This window comes from Marinobacter sp., assembly GCF_965229985.1.
In the GTDB taxonomy this organism is placed as follows: domain Bacteria; phylum Pseudomonadota; class Gammaproteobacteria; order Pseudomonadales; family Oleiphilaceae; genus Marinobacter.
The window spans coordinates 3529414-3554879 of sequence record NZ_OZ245935.1; the positions used below are offsets into that span (position 1 = coordinate 3529414).

At 58.3% G+C, this 25466-nt stretch carries 28 protein-coding genes; 12 read left to right on the top strand and 16 right to left on the bottom strand.

Going from position 1 to position 25466, the window contains the following annotated elements; translation table 11 throughout:
- Nucleotides 1-4: 4 nt before the first annotated feature.
- The 7 genes from ACO06L_RS16065 to nei all read left to right on the top strand — a co-directional run bounded on the left by ACO06L_RS16065 (nt 5) and on the right by nei (nt 7132).
- On the top strand, nt 5-1006 hold the full coding sequence (locus ACO06L_RS16065) for a membrane dipeptidase (protein WP_202346501.1): 1002 nt from the start codon (nt 5-7) through the stop codon (nt 1004-1006).
- Between the two features lie 37 nt (nt 1007-1043).
- The gene (locus tag ACO06L_RS16070) at nt 1044-2663 is read left to right on the top strand and encodes a BCCT family transporter (RefSeq protein WP_064229111.1); all 1620 of its coding nucleotides are present in this window, start codon (nt 1044-1046) and stop codon (nt 2661-2663) included.
- A gap of 3 nt (nt 2664-2666) precedes the next feature.
- A complete protein-coding gene (locus tag ACO06L_RS16075; RefSeq protein ID WP_202346502.1) occupies nt 2667-4397 on the top strand; it encodes a hypothetical protein in 1731 nt (576 codons plus the stop codon).
- Nucleotides 4394-5161: a DUF3726 domain-containing protein gene (locus tag ACO06L_RS16080; protein WP_053113846.1), complete on the top strand. Its 768-nt coding sequence runs from the start codon at nt 4394-4396 to the stop codon at nt 5159-5161. The genes ACO06L_RS16075 and ACO06L_RS16080 overlap by 4 nt, the downstream gene beginning before the upstream one ends.
- 14 nt (nt 5162-5175) lie before the next feature.
- Nucleotides 5176-5574, top strand: coding sequence for a RidA family protein (locus ACO06L_RS16085; protein WP_202346503.1), 399 nt, complete (start codon nt 5176-5178; stop codon nt 5572-5574).
- 156 nt (nt 5575-5730) lie between these two features.
- Complete coding sequence (locus tag ACO06L_RS16090; RefSeq protein ID WP_202346504.1) at nt 5731-6018, top strand: hypothetical protein; 288 nt, start codon at nt 5731-5733, stop codon at nt 6016-6018.
- Between the two features lie 268 nt (nt 6019-6286).
- Nucleotides 6287-7132, top strand: coding sequence for an endonuclease VIII (nei, locus tag ACO06L_RS16095; protein ID WP_202346505.1), 846 nt, complete (start codon nt 6287-6289; stop codon nt 7130-7132).
- Between the two features lie 27 nt (nt 7133-7159).
- On the opposite strand, the gene ACO06L_RS16100 is transcribed toward nei, so the two are convergent.
- The 9 genes from ACO06L_RS16100 to ACO06L_RS16140 form a co-directional block, all read right to left on the bottom strand.
- Nucleotides 7160-7399, bottom strand: coding sequence for a sulfurtransferase TusA family protein (locus ACO06L_RS16100; protein ID WP_202346506.1), 240 nt, complete (start codon nt 7397-7399; stop codon nt 7160-7162).
- On the bottom strand, nt 7392-7517 hold the full coding sequence (locus ACO06L_RS16105) for a hypothetical protein (RefSeq protein WP_264753899.1): 126 nt from the start codon (nt 7515-7517) through the stop codon (nt 7392-7394). Before ACO06L_RS16105 ends, ACO06L_RS16100 begins: the two co-directional genes overlap by 8 nt.
- Nucleotides 7514-8689, bottom strand: coding sequence for a formate dehydrogenase subunit gamma (locus ACO06L_RS16110; RefSeq protein ID WP_064229104.1), 1176 nt, complete (start codon nt 8687-8689; stop codon nt 7514-7516). The genes ACO06L_RS16105 and ACO06L_RS16110 overlap by 4 nt, the downstream gene beginning before the upstream one ends.
- 87 nt (nt 8690-8776) lie before the next feature.
- Entirely contained in the window at nt 8777-9385 is a 609-nt protein-coding gene (gene fdh3B, locus ACO06L_RS16115) for a formate dehydrogenase FDH3 subunit beta (protein ID WP_064229103.1), read from the bottom strand.
- A 15-nt stretch (nt 9386-9400) separates the two neighbouring features.
- Nucleotides 9401-12286: a formate dehydrogenase subunit alpha gene (locus ACO06L_RS16120; RefSeq protein WP_064229102.1), complete on the bottom strand. Its 2886-nt coding sequence runs from the start codon at nt 12284-12286 to the stop codon at nt 9401-9403.
- A gap of 91 nt (nt 12287-12377) precedes the next feature.
- Nucleotides 12378-12569 (bottom strand): twin-arginine translocation signal domain-containing protein, encoded by a 192-nt coding sequence (locus ACO06L_RS16125; RefSeq protein WP_008177284.1) that lies wholly within the window; start codon nt 12567-12569, stop codon nt 12378-12380.
- 40 nt (nt 12570-12609) lie between these two features.
- The gene (locus ACO06L_RS16130) at nt 12610-13221 is read right to left on the bottom strand and encodes a TorD/DmsD family molecular chaperone (protein WP_202346507.1); all 612 of its coding nucleotides are present in this window, start codon (nt 13219-13221) and stop codon (nt 12610-12612) included.
- Nucleotides 13222-13330: 109 nt separating this feature from the next.
- A complete protein-coding gene (locus ACO06L_RS16135) occupies nt 13331-13993 on the bottom strand; it encodes a DUF3306 domain-containing protein (protein ID WP_202346508.1) in 663 nt (220 codons plus the stop codon).
- Nucleotides 13993-14571, bottom strand: a complete 579-nt coding sequence (locus ACO06L_RS16140; RefSeq protein WP_064229099.1) for a DUF3305 domain-containing protein — start codon at nt 14569-14571, stop codon at nt 13993-13995. Before ACO06L_RS16140 ends, ACO06L_RS16135 begins: the two co-directional genes overlap by 1 nt.
- Before the next feature lie 143 nt (nt 14572-14714).
- On the opposite strand from ACO06L_RS16140, the gene ACO06L_RS16145 reads away from it, so the two are divergent.
- Genes ACO06L_RS16145 through ACO06L_RS16160 form a run of 4 tightly spaced genes read left to right on the top strand, consistent with a single transcriptional unit; the run spans nt 14715 to nt 18734 of the window.
- A complete protein-coding gene (locus tag ACO06L_RS16145) occupies nt 14715-16694 on the top strand; it encodes a 4Fe-4S binding protein (RefSeq protein ID WP_202346509.1) in 1980 nt (659 codons plus the stop codon).
- 17 nt (nt 16695-16711) lie between these two features.
- Entirely contained in the window at nt 16712-17560 is an 849-nt protein-coding gene (locus ACO06L_RS16150) for an Mrp/NBP35 family ATP-binding protein (protein ID WP_082905141.1), read from the top strand.
- The gene (locus ACO06L_RS16155; RefSeq protein WP_064229097.1) at nt 17557-18261 is read left to right on the top strand and encodes a biotin/lipoate--protein ligase family protein; all 705 of its coding nucleotides are present in this window, start codon (nt 17557-17559) and stop codon (nt 18259-18261) included. Before ACO06L_RS16150 ends, ACO06L_RS16155 begins: the two co-directional genes overlap by 4 nt.
- Nucleotides 18258-18734: a DUF6505 family protein gene (locus ACO06L_RS16160; RefSeq protein ID WP_064229096.1), complete on the top strand. Its 477-nt coding sequence runs from the start codon at nt 18258-18260 to the stop codon at nt 18732-18734. Before ACO06L_RS16155 ends, ACO06L_RS16160 begins: the two co-directional genes overlap by 4 nt.
- Here the strand turns inward: ACO06L_RS16160 and ACO06L_RS16165 are convergent, their stop codons facing one another.
- The 7 genes from ACO06L_RS16165 to ACO06L_RS16195 form a co-directional block, all read right to left on the bottom strand.
- The gene (locus ACO06L_RS16165) at nt 18735-19982 is read right to left on the bottom strand and encodes a molybdopterin-binding protein (RefSeq protein ID WP_202346510.1); all 1248 of its coding nucleotides are present in this window, start codon (nt 19980-19982) and stop codon (nt 18735-18737) included.
- 26 nt (nt 19983-20008) lie between these two features.
- A complete protein-coding gene (mobB, locus tag ACO06L_RS16170) occupies nt 20009-20500 on the bottom strand; it encodes a molybdopterin-guanine dinucleotide biosynthesis protein B (protein WP_064229094.1) in 492 nt (163 codons plus the stop codon).
- Nucleotides 20497-21084, bottom strand: coding sequence for a molybdenum cofactor guanylyltransferase MobA (gene mobA, locus ACO06L_RS16175; protein WP_202346511.1), 588 nt, complete (start codon nt 21082-21084; stop codon nt 20497-20499). Before mobA ends, mobB begins: the two co-directional genes overlap by 4 nt.
- A gap of 12 nt (nt 21085-21096) precedes the next feature.
- Nucleotides 21097-21966 carry a formate dehydrogenase accessory sulfurtransferase FdhD gene (locus ACO06L_RS16180; protein ID WP_202346512.1) on the bottom strand — a complete coding sequence of 290 codons (870 nt, stop codon included), beginning with the start codon at nt 21964-21966 and terminating at the stop codon, nt 21097-21099.
- 182 nt (nt 21967-22148) lie between these two features.
- Nucleotides 22149-22955, bottom strand: a complete 807-nt coding sequence (locus ACO06L_RS16185) for an extracellular solute-binding protein (RefSeq protein ID WP_202346513.1) — start codon at nt 22953-22955, stop codon at nt 22149-22151.
- A 68-nt stretch (nt 22956-23023) separates the two neighbouring features.
- Nucleotides 23024-23767 (bottom strand): ATP-binding cassette domain-containing protein, encoded by a 744-nt coding sequence (locus ACO06L_RS16190; RefSeq protein ID WP_202346514.1) that lies wholly within the window; start codon nt 23765-23767, stop codon nt 23024-23026.
- Nucleotides 23764-24462 carry an ABC transporter permease gene (locus ACO06L_RS16195; protein ID WP_064229089.1) on the bottom strand — a complete coding sequence of 233 codons (699 nt, stop codon included), beginning with the start codon at nt 24460-24462 and terminating at the stop codon, nt 23764-23766. The genes ACO06L_RS16190 and ACO06L_RS16195 overlap by 4 nt, the downstream gene beginning before the upstream one ends.
- Before the next feature lie 118 nt (nt 24463-24580).
- Between ACO06L_RS16195 and ACO06L_RS16200 the strand changes: the two genes are divergently transcribed.
- A complete protein-coding gene (locus ACO06L_RS16200) occupies nt 24581-25465 on the top strand; it encodes a helix-turn-helix transcriptional regulator (RefSeq protein ID WP_202346515.1) in 885 nt (294 codons plus the stop codon).
- Nucleotide 25466 lies beyond the last annotated feature (1 nt).

The following is a 25466-nucleotide window of genomic DNA, read 5'->3' on the forward strand; positions in this document are numbered from 1 at the left end:
AGCCATGTCAAAGTCTGTGCTAACCATTGATGGCCTGCAGTATTCCAACTGGTCGAGAGCCATTTTTGAACAAATGCGGGAGGGCGGCGTTGATGCAGTGCACGCCACGCTCGTATACCACGAAAATTGCCGGGAAACCCTTCTGCGTTTCGGCGAGTGGCAGCGTCGCTTCGAGGAGCACTCCGACCTGATCATGCCGGTTTTTGAGGCCAGCGATATCGAACTGGCCAGGGAAACAAACCGGGTCGGTATTTTCTTCGGGGCCCAGAACTGTTCGCCGATTGAGGACGATATCGACCTGGTGGCCATCATGCGCCGGTTGGGCTTGCTGATCATGCAGCTTACCTACAACAACCAGAGTCTTCTGGCCTGTGGCTGCTACGAAGCAGAAGACAGCGGCATTACCCGGTTTGGCCGGCAGGCGATCCGGGAGATGAACCGGGTGGGGATGCTGATCGATATGTCTCATAGCGCGGAGCGCTCCACGCTGGAAGCGATTGAGCTGTCAGAGCGGCCGGTCATTATCTCCCACGCCAATCCGGCCAGCTTCCACCCTGCCAAGCGCAACAAGTCCGATAAGGTGTTGCGCGCTATCGCCGAAAGCAGCGGCATTCTGGGCTTTTCAGTGTATCCGTTCCACCTCAGGAACGGGCCTGACTGCACGCTGGACGAATTCTGCGGCATGGTGGCCGATACCGCCGAGCTGATGGGGATCGATCACATCGGCATGGGTACGGACCTTTGCCAGGCCCAGCCGGAATCGGTGCTGACGTGGATGCGTAACGGGCGCTGGACCAAAGCCATGGATTACGGCGAGGGTAGCCAGTCGAATGCCGGATGGCCTTCTCCGCTGTCCTGGTTCAGCGACAACCGTCACTTTCCGAATATTGTGGAGGGCCTCCGTCAGAAGGGGTTCAACCACGAGGAAATTGACAAAATCATGGGCCGAAACTGGCTCAAGCAGTTAACCGAGGGCACGCGGCCCGCCGTAAACGCCGCGTTCTGATTACACACTGTTCCAAAAACAACAACAGGTAATCGTCATGACAAACTCAGCCAGCTCCATAGCTATCCCGGAAACGGGCATCAAGCGCTTCGGCGATCCAATTGTCCTGGGTCTGAGCGTGGGCTTCATCCTGCTCTTTCTCGGCCTATCTCTGTACGACATTCAGTGGACGGCGGGGCTGATAAGCGACGGCTTCGCCTGGACCGCCAAATATCTCGGCTCTTACTTCCAGCTCCTGTTGCTGCTCACCTTCCTGATTGCGATGGGAGTAGCGATTTCGCCTGCAGGCAGTGCCAAAGTGGGCAATCTTGATACGCCTGAGCTCAGCACCTTCAAATGGTTGTCCATTATCATGTGCACCCTGCTCGCCGGCGGTGGCGTTTTCTTCGCGGCGGGTGAGCCGGTTTACCACTTCGTTGTTACGCCTCCGGTATTCGATACGGAAGCAGCCACAGCCGAGGCGGTGGCGCCTGCGCTGGCCCAGTCCTTCATGCACTGGGGCTTTCTGGCCTGGGCAATCCTCGGAACCCTGTCTGCCATCGTTCTGGCCCACGCCCATTACGTGAAGGGGCAGCCTCTGCAACCGCGAACCCTGCTGTATCCGGTGTTTGGTGATCGGGTGATGAAAGGCTGGGTCGGCGGTTGCGTGGACGCTGCCTGTGTAATTGCGGTGGTTGCCGGCACCGTTGGCCCGATCGGTTTTCTTGCCACCCAGGTCAGCTTTGGTCTGCATGAGCTGTTCGGTTTTGCCGAAGGCTATGGCACCCAACTGATCATTCTTGGTGTCCTTGCCGGTGTGTATGTGACTTCAGCGATGACCGGTATTCACCGGGGAATTCAGCTGCTGAGTCGCTTCAACGTGTTTCTTGCCCTGGCCATTGCTGCCGTCATCTTCATCTTTGGCCCGACGCTTTTCCTGACCAATGCCTACACCCAGGGCTTTGGCGAATACATCAGCTCCTTTTTCGCGATGGCCACGGTAACGTCGGGCACCGCTGAAGGCTGGTGGATGCAGTGGTGGACGGTGTTCTTCTTTGCCTGGTTCCTGGGCTATGGACCGTTGATGGCAATCTTTGTCGCCCGGATCTCCCGTGGACGCACCATCCGCCAGATGATTCTCGCGGTTGGCGTCATGGCGCCGGTTGCCACCACCATCTGGTTCACCCTGCTTGGTGGTTCCGGGATTTTCTACCAGATTACCGGCGCGATCGATCTGACCGAGGCCCTCAACAACTTCCAGTTCGATGTTGCCACACTCACCATTGCCGAAGCTCTGCCTGGTGGAGCCATGATGGCGCTGGCGATTCTGCTGCTTACGACTATCTTTGTCGCTACTACCGGCGATTCCATGAGCTACGCCATTGCCGTTGTGAGCGCCGGCCATGATGAGCCCGAACCAATCGTGCGTGCCTTCTGGGGCGTCGCCATGGCGCTGATGGCAGCAGTGCTGCTGTATATGGGGGCGGGGCAGATCAGTGCGCTGCAGCAGTTCATTGTCATTACGGCCATCCCGGTGTCATTGATTCTGCTGCCATCGCTCTATATCGGCCCCAAATCTGCCTACGCCATGGCCCGTGAGCAGGGCATCGTTCCGCCCAAGGGTGAAGTGGCTTTGGTTGTTGCTACCACGGGCTCGTCCGAGAGTTCAGGAGTCTGAAACATGGCAACTCCGTTAGATGCACAGCCCGAGCTCCACCTCCGACCGGCCGACCAGGTGATGAACCTGGTCCGGCTCGGGAGCCTTCACGCCAGTCGTCTGAGTTTTTGCCGCAGCCTGGTTCGCCAGATGGCACGGGAAGACTGGACAGTTACCACGGTTCGTTTTGACCTGGATGCCGAGGGTCACGGGGTTGTGATCTACCGTCTGAACACCCCGAACCACACCTATCATGGTGTAGTGTTCTCACAGCATCTGGATCCGGAACTCCGGTCTGACCGTGTGATCGCGGAGGCCTGGGATGTCACCTTTGCCCTTTTGGAAGGGGAAGTGGAAGACAGTCTTCTTGAGCAGATGGCGGCAAATGTGCCGCTGCAGGAGGCGGGCCGTCAGCATCCTCGATTGCTGGTGCTGTCGCGTGCCAACAAGAGCCTCAGGAACTTTGGTCACTTTGTTGATGCGTTGGCCTCGGGTCAGCAGCCCGACCCGGCCTGGCTGACACGGGTCGGTTACCTGTACCGCACAACCGCTGTCTACGGGAACGGCAAGTTCGGCATTGCGGATTACGCACGCCTGCAGAACAACCCGGATTTCAACCGGCCCTTCTCGGCGCAGATGTTTGCGGTCTACCTGTTGCGCCACTTTTCAGTGCAGCAGATTGAGCATCTTGCCAGGAATCGTTCGCCGGAGCAGGCGGTTGCCCTGCATCCATCCTTGCAGCGTTACCTGGGCATCGGTAATTCCACCGGGCTTGGCATGGCGCCGTTTCTGATCAATCACCCTCAACTGATCCAGCAATGGGTGTACTGTCGTGAGCGGGCTCTGGCCTATGCCCGTGAACAATTGCCCGATGACGCCAGCAGGCGTGAACTTCTGGCGTTGCTAAAAAGGGCCCACAGGCACTTTCTGGAAACTGTCACCGAGGATGCCGAGCAGACCCGGCGCAATGAGGCGACTGTTGTCTCCATTGATTCGGTTGTCGAATGGCTGGAAAGAACCCCGGCCACTCCGACCCTGTGGAGCGATCTGCTGGCCTGGGCCGACAAGCAGTGTTCACTGGAGGCCCAGGAACTGATCAATACCCTGTTGATCGAGTTGTACCCGGATCTGATCGATGCGGTGGAGGATGAGCTCGGCTGTGAGGAAATACTGGAACTGCAGCCGGAAATGCGGGCAGCAACGCTGAAGCAGGAAATTGAGGCCCGGTTTGGCTGGGCGCTGGACTACGACCCCAAGAATCCGGACCACCAGTACTGGTTCTGGTACCGCTCTGCCGAGAAGGAAGAGCCAAGACTGGGCGTGCGCGCCTGCGAACCGGGCGCGGAAAAAGAGATGCCCCTTGCCATCGGGCCAAGGATTCATCGCACCCATCAGCTGCTGGATGCGTTTCTTGACCGGAGCCCCCGGGGTTCGGTGGTCGAGTTTCTGATGGCCCATCCCCGGCAGAAAGAATGTGTGCGGAGGATCCAGACCATGGCCGCCACACCCTACGGTGAGATCCAGGCCAACCTGTGGCACCGGGACATGAAGCCCATGCATCTGCTGCGAACGAAGCTGTCGTTCTTCGGTGCCAGCCGGTTTGATCCCAAATCCGATCGTTGGGTCCGGGTAACCCTGTTCCAGGGTGCACCGCTGTTTTGCGAACTCTTCAGTGACCATGGCACAGACAAGGCGAGACTCGCTGAGCTCGACGACTGGAGCTTTCCCGTGGAACCGGAGCTGAACCTGTCATGAAAGTCTCCTTCAACGAACTGCAGGGCATAGGCCGGAAAGCATTTATCGGAATCGGCTTTGCCGAGGGTGATGCCATTGACGCGGCCGAAATGGTCGCCTGGATGGAAGCTCATGGCCTGGGCGGGGTTGAAGCGCTGAAAAAAGGTCTCAGGTTTCTTTTGGCTGAGGATCATAACGAATCGCCAACCCTGGTCTACCAGGATGAAGACTTCAGTGTTCTTGATGCCCACAACCACAGTATTCTCGGGAACGCGAGCCTTGCTGTGGAGCTGGGATATGCCAGGGCACGGGGCCGAGGGCTGTCGGTTACCAAGATTCGCCACTGTCACAATCGCATCCTGATTATTGGCTACCTGTCGCGGCTTGCCCGCCGGGGCATGAATGTCACGGCCTTCTGGCGCAATGCCCATGACCCACTCACAGAGCTTGTGGTCGGCTTCAAGGCTGGTCACCCAGTGCCTGAGATCTGTCTTTACAGTCTCGAGAATACGCCGGATGACACTGAGAAGAACGATGGCATTACCCTGATCATGGCGAACCATGTTGATTTACTGCCAAGCCTGCGCTCGGAATACGAGCTGACCAATCTGATGCGCCAGACCGAAGAAGATCTCGAAAGACAGAGAGACAGGGCGCTGGTGGAGGGCATGGATGTCGATGACGAACTTTGGCACAACCTGAAATCCCTGGCCGACCGACTGCTGGTTGAGGCAACCGATGCTTCCCGGAGCGGTGCCGGTGCAGGTACCAGTGATAACGACTGAACAGAGAAGCAACCATGACCGCAACCAGTACGATTACCCCCATAGCTACCCAGCTCCCGCGATCAAAAGCTCCCCTTGAATGGGCGGTAAGCGCGAACGGCATTCTCTTTACCGCCCAGATACCAATCGACGCCAGCGGTCAGGTGGTGGCAGGCGGAATCGAAGCCCAGGCCCGGCAAACCATGGAAAACCTCAAACACACCCTGGAGTGTGCAGGCGGTGGCATGGCAAGCCTGACCCAGGCTCTCATCTACGTGACCGATCGTGATCACCTTGCCGCTGTAAATCAGGTTTATGCCGAGTACGTTCAGGAACCCTATCCGAATCGGGCTGCGATCATAGTCTCGGGATTCGCACGGGAGGAGATGCTGGTGGAGATTGTGGCGTACGCGGCTACCGGACCCGCATCCTGACTGTCAGAATCGGTGGGCCGATGTGGACGGCTCGTGGTTTTCCGAGATAACGGCCACGCAATCAGCTGTCGATCGGCTTTGTGGGTTGTTTTTCCAGATTGCTCGCCCAAGTACGGAGTTGTAGGCAATTCATCGACTCCTCAAGGGAGAGCACTTATGTCATTGAAAGACGAACTGATCAGAAAGGCCGAAACACAACTGGAAGAGTGGGAAAAGCAGGCCGATTCCCTGAAAGCCAAGGCCAAAGCCAAAGAAGCAGAAGCCGAGAACGAGAAGGCCAGCGCGGATATCCAGCAGAGCGCCTCGGATGCGTTGCGCTCGGTCGAAGATAAAATCTCGGATGGTCGCAAAAAACTGGATGAGCTCAAGGAAAGCGGCGAAGACAATATTGATTCCCTACGCGAAAAGCTCTCTGATCTGGTCGGTCCGGGAGACAAGAGTTAAGGTTATTGAAACTGGGTGTAGCAACGCTGTCGCTTGACCAGTAAATCCTGCCATTGTTCATGTCTGTGGTGGAGACCATATCGCTCCATTACAGCCATGAATTTGCCAAGATAATCGCACTGACCTGAAGCCGGCAGCCACTCCACTGGCCCCCTCTCGTCCCGGCTCATGACAAAACTTTGTGACCCGACAACTCCGAATTGCTGTAAGCAACGTAGGGTTTAGCTCACCTGTGATTCAAAGAGACTTGTCAGGAGCGGAAACGAGTATGCCCGAGGGTCCCGAAATACGTCGCATGGTCGGTGACATCGACAAGGCTGTAGGTGGCAAGACAGCGCAATCTGTGTTCTTTGCCTTTGAACACCTGAAACCTTTCGAGAGTGCCCTTCGGGGACGCAAAGTTGAGAGGGTGGAGGCCCGGAGCAAAGCCGTGTTGGTGTTTTTTGAGGCCACAGATGAAGACGGGCCGTGGTGCGTTTACAGCCATAACCAGCTGTATGGCAAGTGGCGCATGGGCAAACCTGATCAGGAACCGAGTACAAATCGGCAACTGCGATTTGCCATTATCGGTCCGAAGAAAGCGGCCCGGTTGTACAGTGCCTCCGACATCCAACTGGTTCGGCCCGATGAATTAAATGAGGTGCCCTATCTGTCACGGCTGGGGCCGGACCCTCTCAATCAGGATGTCAGCGTCGCTCAACTGTTGGCGGTGTTTGATGATAAGCGTTTCCGGGGCCGGAACCTGGGTGGTTTGCTGCTGGACCAGGCGTTCGTTGCCGGAATCGGTAATTACCTCCGTTCGGAAATCCTCTTTGAAGCGGGTGTCTCACCCCGGGCACGGCCCCGTGATCTGGACGCCGATCAGCAGTCGAAATTGGCCGAGGCCATCCTGACTCTGGTGCAGCGAACCTATCAGCTCAAGGGCATCACCAATCCTCCCGAGCGTGCAGACCGGCTTAAAAAGGAAGGGTGGACGTTCGGGCAGCGTCGTCACATGGTGTTTAACCGCGATGGCGAACGCTGCCATGACTGCGCCTCAGCCCTTGTAAAAACCATGATGGCCAGCCGTCGCCTCTATTACTGCCCGGTCTGTCAGGGAGTTGAGCTGAGTTGATGGTCGGAATCTGCCGGTATTTCCGAACTAGGCCAGGCAGATACGATAGCGGGTAACGCCCGCCTCTTCTTCCCGCATCCATTCAATACGGTGCCCCGTTATTTCACACAGGGACTGAAGATCCTGGCGGCCGGTGGGGTCATCCGCAAGAAAGTCGACCTGTGTTCCGCTGGGCAGGTCTCTGGTCCGTTTTTTGAAGCGTAGAATCGGAAGAGGGCATACCAGACCGACGGCGTCGATCTGGTATACCTCGGACTTATCAGTCAAGGCGCACACTCTCAGTGCTGGTTTGCTGCGCTGAAGACCAGCCGAACTGGTTCAGAACCACCGGTGCCGCAAAGGCAATAACCAGAGCTGCGACAAATGCGGAAATCATGACTTTCACGATGACGACTCTCCTTTGCCCTGTTTAGCCTCGACTTCAGCGACCCAAAGATCGTGGTGCTGGCGGGCCCACTCAAGATCCACCTGACCGTTGCCCATGGCGTCGAAGGCACCTTCCATACCAACCGAGCCGATATAGATGTGGGCAATGATGGCCAGCATCATCACAAACGCCACAATCGAGTGCCAGATGTTGGCGTATTGCATCTCTTCATGGGGCGCCAGGTCCGTCGGGAAGCTGGTTCCCAGGATGCTGTTGATGACCCCGAAGGTGTCGGCAAACATCGGCATCTGGAAGGGGAACAGCAGCGATAGCCCGGACAGGGAAACCGAGACGCCCAGAATCATCACCGTCCAGAAAATGATCTTCTGGCCAGCGTTGAACTTCTTGGCAGAGGGGTGGCCCTTGGTAAAGATACCGCCGCCGGCTTTGATCCACTGCCAGTCCAGTTTGTTGGGAATGTTGTGGGCAACCCACATTACGAAGGTCATAACCAGGCCCAGCATGAAGGCCCAGGCGACATTGTTATGCAGCCATTTGGAGCCGGTGGCCAGTGTGGCAAACGCATCATGCCCGATCACAGGAATCAGGAAGCTCCGCCCCATCAGGGTTAATAGCCCCGTAATGCCGAGTGCTATGAACGATCCCGCCAACAGCCAATGTCCGAAACGTTCAACGGCCTTGAAGCGCTCAATGGTGGTACCAGCAGGACCGCCATCGATCATGATCCTTCCGCGAACGAAGTAGAACACCACGAGCAGGCCAATGATTGCGAGCAGGGCACCGCCGCCGTAGGTAATCATCGGGCCTTCCCGGAGCTTCCACCAGGGCATGCCGCCATCCTGAATAAGGACGTCAGCCGCTGGTCCCCTCACTTGCGTCGTGGGTTCAATCTCGTTGTAGCGGATTGCGCGCCAGTTGTCAGAGTCGGAAACCCCGCCCCTGGTACCCAGTTGGTCTGTAATCGGTGCCGCGTCTGCGGGATTGCCCAGGTTTTCAGACCGGAAGGAATCGTCCGTCTCCAGCTGTTTCTGGCGGCGCATTATGTCTTCGAGGGTTTGGGCTCCCCCGGTCGCTGTGCGATCAACCGTCGGGGATTCTTGTGCCCAGACAGGATTGAAGAGCAGCGTCGCCAGCACGAGCATGGCGGCACTAAAAAGTTTTGTTTTCATTAGAGCACTCCAACGGAATCAACAAGAAGAAATTGTTGCCTTGACCGACGTCGGGGCCCCGAAGGGCCCCGTATGAGTCAGGCCAGTTTATGCACCCTTCTTCTCGTAGGCTGTGCCCCATCCCCAGGCGCCGGAACCGAAACCACGGTTCACAACACGCTGACGATAGATGTCCGCTACCTCGTTGCCGTCACCGGCCAACAGGGCTTTGGTTGAGCACATTTCCGCACAGATCGGCAGTTTGCCCTCGGCGATACGGTTACGACCGTACTTGGAGAACTCAACTGTGGAATTGTCTTCTTCAGGACCACCTGCACAGAAGGTGCATTTGTCCATCTTGCCCCGGCTGCCAAAGTTGCCCGCTTGCGGGAACTGTGGTGCGCCGAACGGGCAGGCGTAGAAGCAATAGCCGCAGCCAATGCACAGATCTTTGGAATGCAGCACAACACCGTCTTCGGTCTGGTAGAAGCAATCCACCGGGCAGACGGCCATACAGGGCGCGTCTGAACAGTGCATGCAGGCTACCGAAATCGAACGCTCTCCTGGCTTGCCATCTTCAATGGTTACCACTCGGCGACGGTTGATTCCCCAGGGGACCTCGTGCTCGTTTTTACAGGCCGTTACGCACGCATTACATTCGATGCAGCGCTCGGCGTCGCAAAGGAATTTTGCTCTTGCTTGTCCTTCAAGTGCCATGGTCTACACCTCTTGTTATGCCGGCATGATCGAACACAGGGTGGCTTTGGTCTCTTGCATCTGCGTGACCGAGTCGTACCCGTATGTTTGAACAGTGTTGGTGGATTCACCGAGAACGATGGGGTCAGCGCCCTTCGGGTATTTGTCCCGCAGGTCCTTGCCCTGGTAATGACCGCCGAAGTGGAACGGCATGAACGCCACGCCCTCTCCGACACGCTCGGTGACCATGGCCTTGACCTTGATCTTTGCGCCCTCCGGACCGGATACCCAGACGTCATTTCCGTCCCGGACATTCAGGTTGTTGGCGTCGCGAGGGTTGATCTCGATGAACATATCCTGCTGCAGTTCTGCCAGCCAGGGGTTTGAGCGAGTTTCGTCACCGCCACCCTCGTACTCGACCAGACGGCCGGAGGTGAGAATGATCGGGAACTCCTTGCTGAAGTCGTTCTTCTGGATTGACTCGTACAGGGTCGGTACCCGCCAGAAGGTCTTGTCTTCATAGGTCGGGTAGTCTGCCACGAGATCACGACGGTTCGTGTACAACGGTTCACGATGCAGCGGTACCGGATCCGGGAAGTTCCAGACAATGGCGCGGGCCTTGGCGTTACCAAACGGTGCACACTCATGCTTGATGGCCACGCGCTGGATACCACCGGACAGGTCTGTCTTCCAGTTTGTTGCCGGGCCGGCCACTGCTTCAATGCTGGCTCGCTCTTCCGCCGTCAGATCGCCATCCCAGCCCAGGTCCATCAGCATCTGCATGGTGAACTCAGGGTAGCCGTCCTTGATTTCCGAGTTCTTGGAGTAAACACCGTCTGCCAGGATATTCTGGCCGTTGTGTTCAACACCAAAGCGGGCCCGGAACGTCAGGCCGCCTTCGGAGACAGGCAACGACATGTCGTACAGGTTGGCTGTACCCGGGTGGTTCATCTCCGGAGTGCCCCAGCAAGGCCACGGCATACCGTAGAAGTCACCATCACAAGGTCCGCCAACCGCCCGCAGGGTGGTCTTGTCGAAGTGGTGCTGATACTTCATGTGCTTCTTGAGGCGCTCCGGGGATTGGCCGGTATAGCCAATGGTCCACATACCACGGTTGAACTCGCGGGTAATGTCCTCAATCGACGGCTCATTGCCATCAATGGCGATGTTGCGGAACATGCGATCGGTGAAACCGAACTTGTCCGCAAACAGTTTCATGATTTCGTGATCGACCTTGGAGTCGAACAGAGGCTCTACAACCTTTTCACGCCACTGCAGAGAACGGTTCGACGCTGTTACCGAACCATGGGTCTCGAACTGCGTGGTGGTGGGCAGGAGGTAGGCGCCTTCCTTGCGATCGTGGAGAACGGCAGAAACGGTCGGGAACGGATCCACTACAACCAGCAGGTCGAGCTTCTCCATGGCTTCCTTCATTTCCGTCATCCGAGTCTGGGAGTTGGGCGCGTGGCCCCACAGCACCATGGCCCGGGTGTTGTCCGGCTGCTCCAGGTTTTCCTTGGCTTCCAGAACACCGTCAATCCAGCGGGATACCGGAATACCTTTCTCGTTCATCATTGCCCGGGACTTTCCATCCTTGTCCCATACCGCAAAGCGGCCTTTCAGCCAGTCGAGATCTTCTTCCCAGACCCGTGCCCAGTGAGCCCAGGAGCCAGCGGCCAGACCGTAGTAGCCGGGCAGGGTATCGGCGAGCACACCAAGGTCGGTAGCGCCCTGAACGTTGTCGTGGCCCCGGAAGATGTTGGTGCCACCGCCGGCTACGCCCATGTTTCCAAGGGCCAGCTGGAGTACGCAGTAGGCGCGGGTGTTGTTGTTACCGTTGGTGTGCTGGGTACCACCCATACACCAGATAACCGTGCCGGGCCGGTTGTTGGCCAGAGTACGGGCCACACGCTCAAGTTGTGCGCCCGGTGCGCCGGTTACACGTTCAACTTCTTCGGGGTTCCAGCGCTTCACTTCTTCACGAATGTCTTCCATGCCGTACACACGGGTACGGATGAATTCTTTGTCTTCCCAGCCGTTTTCGAAGATATGCCAGAGAATGCCCCACACCAGAGCAACGTCGGAGCCCGGGCGGAAACGCACAAACTCGTCGGCATGTGCCGCTGTACGGGTGAAACGCGGGTCGCAGACGATCAGTGGCGCGTTATTTTCTTCCTTGGCCTTCAGTACATGCAGCAACGAGACCGGGTGAGCTTCGGCGGGGTTGCCCCCGATGATGAAGATCGCCTTGGATTTGTGGATGTCGTTGTAGGAGTTGGTCATTGCGCCGTAGCCCCAGGTGTTGGCTACGCCGGCCACGGTCGTGGAGTGGCAGATACGGGCCTGGTGGTCCACGTTGTTGGTGCCCCAGTAGGCCGCAAACTTACGGAACAGGTAGGCCTGCTCGTTGTTGAACTTTGCGCTGCCCAGCCAGTAGACCGAATCGGGACCGCTTTGCTCGCGGATCTCGAGCATCTTGTCGCCGATTTCGTTGATGGCGGTATCCCAGGAAATCTTCTGCCACTGGCCGTTGACCATTTTCATGGGCGACTTGAGACGACGCTCGCCGTGGGCATGCTCCCGAACGGATGCGCCTTTGGCGCAGTGAGCCCCCAAATTGAAGGGGCTGTCCCAGCCAGGTTCCTGGCCCGTCCACACGCCATTCTGAACTTCGGCTTCTACTGTGCAGCCGACCGAACAGTGCGTACAGACGGATTTCTTGACAACCACTTCTCCGCCACCGGTTTCCGGAGCCGCAGCTTCAACCCGTCCCGATGTCAGCGACAGTGCCGCCAGACCACCCACTGCCACGCCAGACGTTGTCAGGAATTGACGACGGTCCAGAGTCTTGGCAGCGAGAGAAGAAAGCAAAGAGCCTGCACGGGGGCCTTTCGCTACCCCGTTGGTCTTCTTCCTTAACATGTCGTATACCTCTCTCTTTTATTATTCTCGTTTTTCCGGATGGCTGAGTCTCTCAAGGGCCTTTCGCAACCTCGATCAACTCAAATCCCCGTTAAAAGCGAGCCGATTCGAAATACTTACGTGTATGTTCGGTATCCCGTAAACCGCGGCTTTTCGGTGCGTCTTGTCTGACGACCTCGGCTGCGGCGTTCGGTGCAACCGTCATGGCAACGGCAGCTGGAGCTGCGGCTGCGGCCATTTGCAGGAAACGGCGACGGCTGTTTTCACGCTTCGGGTTGTCCATTGGACACCTCCCCCTGGGTTATGGGACCTTCAGATCCCGGTTACTGAATTGCAAAGGCATCGGCTTCTACCGCCATGAAGGCTCGCCCAAGCGAGCCGACTGGCGCGTAAAAAACCGCGCTTTGCGCTTCTTCCAAGTCGGTAAAAAACAGTGCTGCCCACTTGGCAAGGTGGGCATCAAAAAACGCTTTCTGCGATTGCAATCCGCTGTCGCAGGGAAACTCTCCGGTGATGATGCCCGCCATGACTTCGCACAAGGTGCCGATATGGTCTTCGGGCTCTTTTACGTCACTACGGGCTTTGATACCCCGGGACCTGAGGTCGGTTCGGAGCTCCGCCAGAGGTTTCTCATTCAGAAAACCGGTTAAGTAATAGCTGGCGTAGGGAAGCAGCTCGCCTCGGCCGAGGCCAACAAAAAGGTTGTTGAACTCTCGCTCGGCATCGTAGGGGTTGGTACGTTCGGCAAGGGCGGCCAAATTTTTGCAGGCCGTACCCAGAGGCGTCTCGTCGCCCTGTAGCGACGCCAACCCCTGTAACAGTTCACTGGAGGGAGGGTCTGCGAGCAGGACGCCCAGCAACTGATAGATCTGGGCCCGGGCACGATCCTCTTCGGAGACCGAACGCGGGCACGGGATTTCCGCAGTATTACTCAACTCATCTTCCTTCTAATTATTATTTGCGGTCTGTCACACTAGTCTAGTACATAACTCAGAATAGTGGCCCGACCGGCCTTTAATTTGCTAATAGCAGTAATGCATTCTGCTAATAGTCAAAACGCATTCGAGGACGGAACCGAGGTTCCGGTTCCTCTTCCAACTGGCTGGTTTCTTCTTGTGCAAGCTGTTGCTCGGGAGGTTCCGTCGGTGTCGCCTTCTCCGCCAGCTCGGGGCCGTTCTCCAGCTCAGGGCTGTTCTCCAGCTCAGGGCTGTCCTCGGGCTCCGGTTCCTCAACAGTTTTCGAGTCAGGATCTGCCAACGAAGAGATCGCCTGCTTGCCTGATTGGTCTTCCACAACGTCAGCGGCCTTTTTGGCTTTGTCGACGAGTCCCTCTCCAACCTTGTACAAAGTTGTCACTGCCTGGCCGGCTGTCGAGGCCAGGGTGTAGTCCTCGTCGTAATCATTGAGGCCATCGAGAACCGCAAGCACCGGGTTGGATTTCCACAGGCCCCTGAGGGCCTTCCGGCGGAGGAACTCCGGGATTTCCTTCCGCATGAAGCCGGTGATGTCCGTGCCCAGTTCGATGGCTTCGGGATCCGGAAGACTGTATTTCTCGAGCAACTCCTGTTCAGGTAGTTGCTCGTTGATTGCGAGCTCTTGCTCTTCCGGGCTCGGTTCGGACTCGACAACCGGCGGTGGGGATGGTTCTGACCGCTTACCGGCTTCGGCTTTTTTGCGCGCCCAGCGCTGGAGTCTTGATTCGGCCATTACTGAATTCTCGGCTTTTTGATGTTCGCAGGAGCACGGTAAACGTCGCTTTCCTGGCGAATGCGAGGGTCGCCCTTGGCATCCTCGGCGCCATCAACACGAACCTCGTCTCGGCGGCGTTTCTTGAACGGCTCCTCGATGTAGTGCATGTCGATAAACTCTTTGATCCAGGCCGCCATCGACTCGGGAATGGGAACCGCCTCGACAATGCTTTCGCCGCTATCAAGGGCGTCCAGTGCCTCATGGGCGCTGGCAGTGATGGTGCTGAGGACCCATCCGGAGGGAGACTGGCTCGTTACATCTCTGTCCATGATGATCCAGATGGATGGAACGGCCATGTTCAGCGAGACCAGGTAGCCTTCGACATCGGCCCGGAAAAGCTCCATCGTAACGGTGCCCGCGTGGTAATCGACGACGTTTTCCTCGCGAACCAGTTCTTTCCAGAATGCATCAGGTGCACCCGGTATAACGGCAACGGGCTTCCAGATTTCTTTTACCCAGCGAGTGACGCCCGGAGAACGGCGAACGACAGCGCCGACCCTCAATTCGCGTTTCCACTGTTCTGTACGACTACTCATGGTGCTTCTCTTTTTTTGTTATAGCGTAAAACTAGCAGGGCACAAATGATTATCCAATTGTCCAAAAGATAATGCCTGTGGCATGCTCGAAAAGCGATACGGAAACGTATACGTATAAAAACAACGAAAGAGTCAAACTCCTGATGACGGCATACAAGACCCTACTGTTATGTAGCTGTGACAAATCACAGTCTTTCAATCCCGAGGCGCTTCAGAAAGCGGCTGGCGCAGAGCAGGTGATCGCAGTAGATCAGCTGTGCGGCAGCGAAATGAGCATTGCCGCCGAGCATTTGGGCGCCAGTAACGACGTGCTTATTGCCTGTGGCCAGCAGGCGGCCTTGTTCGAGCGGCTCGCCGAGGACGTTTACGCTGAGATCCAGCATTCCGCGCCATTGCATACCATTGATATCCGGGATCGCGCCGGTTGGGGTGCGCCCGATGCAAAGCCCGAGCGCCTGCATGCGAAGCAGGCGGCTCTGATCGCCGCGGCCCAACTGCCGGCGCCAATGGCCCCGGCAAAAACCATTCAGTCCAGCGGCGTGTGCTGCATTGTCGGTCCCACCGAGAAAGCGATCCGGATGGCCGAGCTGGTGCAGGACGAGCTGGGTGTTACCTGCATTGTTAACGATGCCGGCCCCATCCAGCTGCCATCTGCCGCTTACGACGTGGCCAAAGGCCAGCTGACGGGCGCCTATGGCGCACTCGGCAACTTCAAGCTGGAGTTTGCCCACCTGCAACCCCTGCATCCGGCTGGGCGCGGTGAACTGGGTTATGAAGCAGCCAAGCCCACCGCCCGCAGTGAGTGCGATGTATTTATCGATCTTCGTGGCGGCGCCCCGGCGTTTCCCAGCCACGAGAAGCGCAACGGCTACTTCTGGGCCGACCCGGAAAAATCCGGGGAGCTGGAGCGGATTGCCCTAACGGCCCGGGAAATGGTGGGTGAGTTCGAGAAAACTGTGTATTTCCGGCTGGAAGAGTCCCTTTGTGCGCACTCCCGGGCGAACAAACCCGGGTGTACCCGCTGCCTGGATGTCTGCCCGACGGAAGCCATTTTTTCCTTTGGCGACCATATTCAGATTGATTCGGACATTTGCGCCGGCTGTGGCTCCTGCGCCGCCGTCTGTCCCACCTCTGCGGTGACCATGAATGAGACGCCATTCGAGGCGGTGACCAAGGTCGTGGAAGTGATGGCCAAGGTCTATCGCGAGCACACCCACGAATCTCCGCGGCTGGTGTTCCATACCCTGGGTGCGGGTAACGAAGCCATTGCCAATCTGGCCCGGTACGATAATGGCCTTGCCGATGATCTGATCCCGATGGGGCTTGAGCATGTAGACCGGATCGGCCACGCGGAAATCATGGCGGCGTTCGGCGCCGGCTACGCCGAGGTACTGATCCTTGCGGACAACGAGCTGGATCGCCGTGCGGTGACTGCGGAAGTTGAGCTGGCCCAGGCCATGCTCAAAGGTACCCACAACTCACCGAGTCGGGTGCGGGTCATCTCAGCCATCGAGCTTTGCGATGCCGGCGACAATGCCGGTCGAGTGAGTGATCCGGTCTTGCTGGTTGGTGGCCGCCGGGATATCACCCGGGTGACGGTGGCTGCTATGTCGGAGAAGATCGAAGAGCCGATTCCGCTGCCCGTCGGCGCGCCTTACGGTGCCATCGAAATTGATCCCGATAAATGCACGCTCTGCCTTGCCTGTGTATCACTATGCCCGACGGGTGCGCTTGGTGACCATCCGGATCGCCCGGAGGTCCAGTTCACGGAAAACGCCTGTGTCCAGTGTGGCATCTGCGAGAGTACCTGCCCTGAGACCGCCATCAACCTGAAGCCCCAGCTCGATGTGTCCAAGGCGGCGCTCAGTGCCCGGGCATTGCATGGAGAAGAGCCGTTCGAATGCATCAAGTGTGGCACCCCGTTTGGCGTTGCCAGCACCATTAACCGGATCGTCGAGAAACTGGAAAATCAGCACTGGATGTACAAGAACTCTGATAACGTGCAGCTGATCAAGATGTGTGACGACTGTCGGGTTAAAGCCCAGTTCCACGGGGATACCGCACCCCTGGCGGGCGGTGAACGCCCCCGCGTCCGCACCAGTGATGATTATCTGGACAGCTAAAAACAACAGGACACACCATGGTTGAGTACACCGAAGTAGGAAAAAAGCCGAATCTGATTGGAACTGACGCTCCGCGGCCTCAGGACAAGAACCCCAGGGGCGTTGATCGGATCATCGCCATCGCCTCGGGCAAGGGTGGCGTTGGCAAGTCCACTGTGTCGTCCAACCTGGCCGTTGCCCTGGCCTCGAAAGGTCTCAAGGTCGGCCTATTGGATGCCGACGTCTATGGCCCGAGCCAGCCCCGCATGCTGGGGGTTTCCGGCCGGCCGTCCAGCCCGGATGGCAGCACCATCCTGCCGCTGAGAAACCACGGCGTAACGCTGATGTCCCTGGGCCTGATGGCCCCGGATGACGAAGCCATTGTCTGGCGCGGGCCGATGCTGATGGGCGCGCTGCAACAGATGATGAACCAGGTGGAATGGGGAAGGCTGGATGTACTGCTGGTGGATCTGCCGCCAGGCACAGGCGATGTCCAGATGACCCTGAGTCAGAAGTTCTTCGTTGCGGGCGCGGTGATCGTCTCGACGCCTCAGGACATTGCCCTGATGGATGCCCGCAAGGGCATTGATATGTTCAAACGGATGGATGTGCCGCTGTTCGGGTTGATCGAAAACATGGCCTCGTTTATCTGTGATGGCTGCGGCAAAGAGCACCATCCGTTCGGACACGGTGGCGCGCGGGCAGAAGCCGAGAAACTCGGTTCGCCCTTCCTGGGAGAGATTCCGTTGGATCTCGATATCCGGGTGGGATCGGATGGCGGCGTCCCGATTGTGGTATCCAAACCGGATAGTCCCCAGGCGCAGGCTTTCCAGCGCATCGCCGATGAAATTGTTGCCTCTGACGTCTACGCCCGGGCTATCCAATGATCGAGTCACCCCAGTTCCCACCGTTACTGACCGGGGAGGTGGTGCCCAGGCACACCGACCCTTTTGACAAGGCTGTGAGCAGGGCAATTGCGGGTGTCGATTCCGGCACGGTGTTCTACTCCGAGCAAGGCGACAGCCTGCGTGCGGCCCTGGTGCTGGCGCCGGAAACACCCCTGGAAGAGGCCATTCAGGCGGTCTATGTTGCCCAGATAGGTCTGGCCGAGAGCCTTGGTGCTCTGGCCCCGCCTGAAGTCCCCGTACACTTTGTATGGCCCGACCGAATCAAGGTCAACGGTGCGCTGTGCGGCAGTGTCCGTTTCGCCGCGGATGTTTCTGACCCCAAGGCCTATCCCAACTGGTTGGTCATTGGCGTTGATGTGCCCTTTATCCCGATGACCGACGAGCCGGGAGAAAATCCAAACGAAACCTGTCTGTACGAGGAAGGCTGCGTTGAAATCACGCCCATGGCCCTATTGGAAAGCTGGTCCAAGCACACGCTGCTGTGGCTGACCTACTTTATGGACAGTGGTTTCGAACGGGTGCACAACGAATGGCGGCCGAGATGCGACACCCTGGGCAAGACAATCGAACGGCCCCGGCCCGGCATTTTTGTTGGTCTGGATGAAAAAGGCCGGATGCTGTTGCGTCAGGATGTCATGACCGAGACACTGAGTTTGATCGAATTCGCGGAGCACGTATGAAGCTGGCCCGAACCCTGCAACTGGACATATCGGACGAAAACGTATTTGAAAAGCCTGCACCCAGCGGTGAGTGGGCCATATCCGGTGGCTTCGAGTTCTCTAACTGGACCGAGGCAGACTTGAAAGGCAAAGCCCGCCAGGCATTCAGTAACGGCTGGTACAGCATTGAATCAGGCGGGCGCGCCAGCTTCGTGGGGGTATGCAACATCACCGAACCGGAACTCGAGCATGTGCGCCGTACCCTCGCGCAGACGTTTGTTGACCATTACGGCGCGCCCGATATCGATGCGGCCTATCCGGTTGCCTGTGAAGAAATCGACCAGATGCGCAGCATGTGTGAAGACTTCGAGGACAACACCCTGCTGATGGTCAGCCGCACCCTGACCGAGCTGGGTGTCGAGGAAACCTACCGTTCCCGGGGCCCTCAGGATGCTTCACTGGAAGCCTTTGCGGTACACGGCAGCGTTGACTGATTACAGCCCGAAGCTGCCGTAGGGAATAAACCGCACTGGGGTGCCCGGCTCTATCTGTCGGGCGCTCTCATCCAGTTCCACCAGTCCCTCGGACCAGGCCAGACCGGTCACCCGGCCGGAGCCTTCGGAACCGAATACCTCAACCTGACCATCCCGGACTCGTGCCCGCAGCATCTCACTGCGTCCGGGCTTTTTGTTCTTCGAAAAGTTGGCCGGCATCACATAAGCCTGTGGCTCGAACCATTCTCCGCCCGCCAGTAATGCCATGGCCGGGGTGCCAAATCGAAGAGCGCAAACCCAGGCGGCCACGGGGTTGCCCGGCAGGCCGACTACCGGCGTCCCCTGGAACATGGCGAGGGCAAGAGGCCGGCCCGGCTTGATGGCAATGCGCCAGTTGCTGATGTTGCCGTGGGCTTTCAGGGTTTTCGATACGTGATCTTCGTCGCCGGCAGATACACCGCCGCTGGTCAGGATCAGGTCGCAGTGTTCCGCGCCCCGCTCAAGCGCCGCTTTCACCTCTTCGGCCCGGTCCAGCACATGGCCGAGATCGACGAGCTCGTAGCCCAGTTGCGAGATCAGGGCGCTGAGCATCGGCCGGTTGGCGTCGTAGATCTGCCAGTCGGTAACCGTTGCGCCGACCGGTTTTACCTCATCACCAGTGGACAGCACACCAACTCGCAATCGTTGATAGACGTCGACGGATTCCACGCCCACGCTGGCAAGCACGGAAAATTGGGTCGGGCTCAGGCGGGTTCCGGCTGTGAGGATCTTGTCCTGTACCTTTATGTCTTCACCGGCTTTGCGGGCATTGGCGCCTGCTTTCAGCGTGCCGTTCAGATGCAGCTGGCCATTCCTGACTTCGCAGTCTTCCTCCAGCACCACGGTATCCGTGCCGGCTGGAATGACCGCTCCGGTCAGAATCCGGATCGCGTGGCCTTCGGGCACCTGCCCCTTGTACGGCTCACCGGCGGCACTGCGGCCATCGACCAGTGGTAGGGTGCAAGGCACGTCTGTTACCGGTCCGGCCAGGGCATAGCCGTCGACGGCGGAATTGTTGCTTGGGGGATGAGCCCGGGGCGCATGGACATCATTTGCCAGGATGCGGCCGTTTACCTGGGAGAGTGGAACGGCGCGCTCAATCTCCACCACGGGGTGCAACCGTGAACGCAAACGCTCAAGGGCCTCTTCAACCGGGGTCCAGTTGACGCCGGGGGGCAGGGCAAAGCAGTCGTTGCGAAGCGGTTTCATGGATCTTTGGCTCCTGGTGATGCTGTTCAGGGTTGCTGGCGGTTGAGAATAAAATCAGCGATGGCGGGGATATCGTTTATATCGAAAACGGGGCCCGAGAACTCGGCAGCGTAGTCCGACGCCACGGCAACAATGCTGGGGTCCTCGGTGAACAGCGGTGACCGGGAACCCTCTCGCCGGTGCACCTCGATCTTGGCGTGGGTGTGGGTCTTGAATCCTTCCACCACCACCCAATCGCAGGGGCTCAGCCGCGCCAGCAAATCATCCAGCGTCGGTTCCGCTGCTCCCCGGAGTTCATGCATGATCGCGAAGCGCTGACCGCCAGCCAGGATGACTTCCCGGGCGCCGGCATCACGATGCTTGTAGCTGTCTGTTCCGGGTTGATCCACATCCACCATGTGATGGGCGTGCTTGATCGAGTTGACCGTTAACCCCCGGCTGGAGAGCTCGCGAATCAGAGCCGCGGCCAGTGTGGTCTTTCCGGAGTTTTTCCAACCTACGATGCCGATAACGTTCACTTCAGGTGCTGCTCCGCCCAGGCCAGATCGTCTGGCGTATTGATATTGAAAAAATCGCCTTCGTCGAAAATCACCAGGGTTTCGCCCTGGGCCTGCGTCCACTGGCGGATCTTGCGTACCCCATCGTTCAAAGCAGCGCGCAACTCATGCCGTAAAGCGACCTGCCAGCGACCGAAGGTTGGTTGGGGTAGTCGGCCCCGTTCGGGGTCCGGTGTGGCCGCCAGCACCACCGGGGTGTCATGTTCAGCCAGCCTGACAGCCAGATCCCTGGGGAAGGATGGAGTGTCGGCAGCGACACTGATCAGCCAGTCATGACCCTGTTCGGCGGCCCAGTCCATACCCGCGAGAACGCCCGCCAGCGGTCCCGGAAAGCCCTCGATGGAATCGGCCACTATGGGCAAACCCAGGTCGTCAAACCGGCTCAAATCGCCGTTGGCGTTCAAAACCACGGCGTCGACCTGAGGCGTGATCCGCTCAATCACCCGCTGGATCAGTGACTGGTCGCCGAGCATGAGCCGGCCCTTGTCGCCGCCGCCCATGCGGTTTGCCTGGCCGCCCGCCAGGATGACTGCACATTGGGTCACGCAGTGCCTCCGTCAATCATGTTGAGCGCCTTTGCGACGCAGTTTTTTGTCTTCATCGGGTACCTGCGACAAGTCCTGATCGAACACCAGTCGGTGTTGGCCGCTCAGACAGGTGAATTTCTTGCCTCGCATCCGGCCGATCAGGGTCAATCCGACTTGCCGGGCAATATCGACGCCCCAGGCAGTAAAGCCGGAACGGCTGATCAGTGTGGGAATGCCCATGAGTGATGTCTTGATCACCATTTCCGAGGTCAGTCGTCCGGTCGTGTACAGGACCTTGTCGGCCGCAGAAATGTTGTTCAGGTGCATCCAGCCGGCAATTTTATCGACCGCATTGTGCCTTCCAACATCCTCCATGTACGCCAGGATTGTCTGGCCCTGGCAAAGCGCGGTGCCATGAATGGCGCCGGTTTCCATGTACAGGCTTGGAGTGTGGTTGATCTGGTAGGAAAGGTCGTAAAAGCTGCTGGTGTGTACCGGGGTGTCTGGCAGAGACAGCCCTTCCAGGCCCGCCATCATGTCGCCGAAGACCGTGCCCACGGCGCAGCCGGAGGTGCGGGTTTTCTTTTCCAGCTTGTCCTCTACATCGGTAACGCCCGCCGTGCGCACCACCGCGACCTCAAGCTCCTCGTCGAAATCGATCCCCGTGACCTGGTCGCTCTCTTTCAGCATGCCCTGGTTTAGCAGGAAGCCGAGGGCCAGATACTCCGGGTGATCGCCAATGGTCATGGCCGTGACGATCTCCTGGCTGTTCAGGTAAATGGTCAGGGGGCGTTCCTCGATCACGCTGATCGATTTTGCCTCGCCGTTTTCGTCAACACCCTCTACCGGCCGTGAAAGCCGGGGATCCTTGGGATCGGGAAGTATGGGATCAATCGTCATTTTTGTTATAGCCGTTTCATGAATGCCGCGGGATGGAATATCTACGGAGATTGCCAGAGATTAGCCTATTTGGCATTCGGGAAAAACAGCTGCTGTCAGCCAATAAAAAACCCCGGCGATGCCGGGGTTGAGTCTGGTCAGAGTATAGAAGGGCGGGGTCAGTAACTCTTAGCCCTCCAAGCCTACTGCGCGTTGGGGAAGAACAGCTGCTGCCCATCCACCTTGAAGTCGGCAATCGCCTGTTGGCCATCTTCCGAGAGCAGCCAGTTGTGCCATTTCGCAGCCATTTCGTGCTTCAGGTGCGGGTGCTTCTCTTCGGAAAGCAGCAGGCTGCCGTACTGGTTGAACAGCACCTTGTCGCCTTCGAAGAGTAGTTTCAGGTTCTGGCGGTTTTCGAAGGCCACCCAGGTGGCGCGGTCTGACATTACGTAGGCATCCATGGCGGCGGCGGTGTTGAGGGTTGGGCCCATGCCGCTGCCCAGTTCCCGATACCAGCTTCCGCCCGGCTCAACACCAGCGCTTTCCCACAGGCGCAGCTCGGCGCGGTTGGTGCCACTGTCGTCGCCACGAGAGGCAAACGGCGCCTCTGACTCGCCAATGGCCGAGAGCGCTTCCGCAGCAGTTTTAGCTTCACTTATGTTGGCTGGATCATCGGCAGGACCAATTAAAACAAAATCGTTGTACATGACATCGGCGCGCTCGGTAGCGTAGCCGTTTTCGACAAAACGTTTTTCGCCGGTGGTGTCGTGTACCAGAAGGCTATCAGCATCACCACGGCGGGCGATTTCAAACGCCTGGCCGGTACCAACGGCGACAACGCGCACTTCGATGCCAGTGGCATCCTCAAATTTTGGCAGGATTGAGTCGAACAGGCCGGAGTTCTCGGTTGACGTCGTTGAGGCCAGCGTAATGTAGTCTTCGGCATGGGCACTGAACGTCAGACCCATGGTGGTGACCGCTGCCAGAACCAGATTCAGGGTTTTTTTCATCTTGTTTTCTCCTTTCCGTATCTCATTCATCAATGAAGCGACGCTTCGGTAGTTTCTGTGGTGGTGGATCAGATGACGAGTTCACCGCTAATGAAGGCTTGGGCCTGGCGCGAGACAGGGGCGCTAAAAAAGATGTCCGCAGGCGTGTGCTCCTGCACTTTGCCACCGGCGAGAAACAGCACATCCCCAGCAAGGCGCCGGGCCTGATGCACATCGTGGGTTGTCATTACGATGCGGGTGCCCCTTTCGTGGAATTCCTGAACGGCGGCTTCCACTTCTTTTATGGCGGCCGGATCCAGTGCGGAGGTGGGCTCATCCAGAAACAGTACCGCGGGTGAGAGGGCCCAGGCCCGGGCCAGTGCCAGGCGCTGTTTCTCGCCACCCGATAGCACCCGGGCGGGCGTATCGGCACTGGCAGCCAGACCGAATCGCGCCAGGGCTTCCCGGGCCAGCTGTGTGCGGAGTTTGCGTGGGATATTATTGACTGCCAGCGCGTGCGTGAGGTTGGCCAGCGCGGAGCGGCGCAAGAGAACCGGTGTCTGGAAAACCATGGCCTGCCGGGGCGCTCCGCGGCCTGACCAGCTCACAGTCCCTGCAGTTTCTGCGAGCAGGCCATGTGCCAGGCGCAGCATCAGACTCTTGCCCGCGCCATTGGGCCCCATAACAAGCGTGGGGCCTGGGCCGTCAAGTGTAAATGAGCAGGGGCCAAAGAGCCGGTGGCCGAAAGGGTTGAATTCGACGCTCTCAAAATGCAGCGACGGCGGTGCACTGAGCTCAAGCGGATCGTTAACGGGCACGTTCAAAGAAGTCATCCCATGCGCCTTTTAGCCGTTTCACTCAAGATGTAGGCTGTGGCATTGATCACCATGACAAGCGTCAGGAGGACAATGCCCAGGCCCAACGCCAGGGGCAGGGCCCCCTTGCTTGTCTCCAGCACAATGGCGGTGGTCATGACCCGGGTTACGCCGTCAATATTGCCGCCTACCATCATGACGGCGCCCACCTCTGCGCTGGCCCGGCCGAACCCTGCGAGCAGAACGGTCAGCAAGGCAAAGCGGGCGTCCCACAACAGGGTGGGCATCATGCGCGCCCTGGACATGCCCAGTGAGACGAACTGCTCCCGGTACTCGCCCAGTAACTCCTCCACTTTCTGCCGCGAGAGCGCGGCGAGAATGGGCAATACCAGTATCACCTGCGCAACCACCATGGCGCTGGGCGTAAACAGAAGTCCCAGTTCACCAAGAGGTCCGGCCCGCGATAGCAGCAGGTAAACGCCGAGCCCGGCCACAACCGGAGGCAGTCCCATCAAGGCATTAAGCGCAACAATCACGCCGCCGCGCCCGGGGAATTGCCATAACGCCACTGCCGCACCCAGGGGGAACCCCAAGATCGCCGCTATCACGACCGCCAATAGCGAGACCTGCAGTGAAAGCACCACAATCTGGTACAGCGAAGCGTCGAGGTTCACCAGTAGCGACAGCGCCACGTAAAACGCATTTTCTTCCACAGCTGCGTCTCCTTAATGTTGAGCATCGTGGCGTTTTTGACTACGCTTTGCACAGCCTTCTGAAAATAATGCAGTCAAAAACAGTCTGGTGCTTTGCCTGACCCATCCGGAGATGCTCATGCCCCTTCCTGCTTACCTCACCACGGCCGAGGCTGCTGAGTATCTGCGCCTGAAAGAACGAAAGGTCTACGATCTGGTCAGCCAGGGTGTTATCCCCTGCGTAAGGGTAACGGGAAAGCTATTGTTCCCACGTCAGCGTATTGATTTGTGGTTGATGAACCACCTGGAAGGTGACGACGCGATTAGTGCTCCAACCCCGCAGGTGCTGGTGGGCAGTCAGGATCCCCTGCTGGATTGGGCGGTCAAGGAGAGCAATGCCGAGCTTGCTACCTTGTGCCAGGGTAGCGGCGATGGGGTTCAGCGCCTGGTCGACGGGCGCGCGATGGTCGCTGGCATGCATATCTGGCACGCGGAGAGTGAGCGTTACAACGACCCGGACACCCTGGGTTTGATCGGCATGAGAGACCTGGTGCTGATTCGCTGGGCAAAGCGCCAGCAGGGACTCCTACTGGCGACAGGCAACCCTCACGGACTGACGCGGCTTGAGGATATCGCCCGACCTGGCCTACGTCTCGCCCACCGCCAGCCCGATGCCGGCGTCAGTCATCTGCTGCAGGGTTTGCTTGCCCGCCATCGTATAGAGGCCAGTCAGCTTACCTGGGCCGCGCATCCCTCGCTCAGTGAGGACGATCTGGCCCTGGCCATTCGTCAGGGGGAGGCGGATGTGGGAGTGGGTATTGAAGCGGCTGCCCGGCGCCAGGGCCTGGCATTCATCCCCTTGCAGCAGGAGCACTTTGACCTGGCCATGCGCAGGCGCCACTACTTCGAGCCTGCCATGCAGCGTTTGCTGGAGTTCGCCCGTTGCGAACGTTTTATTCAGCGTGCACAGGCGTTGGGGGGGTATGATATAAGTGAGCTTGGTAAAGTTATTTATAACGCTTGAA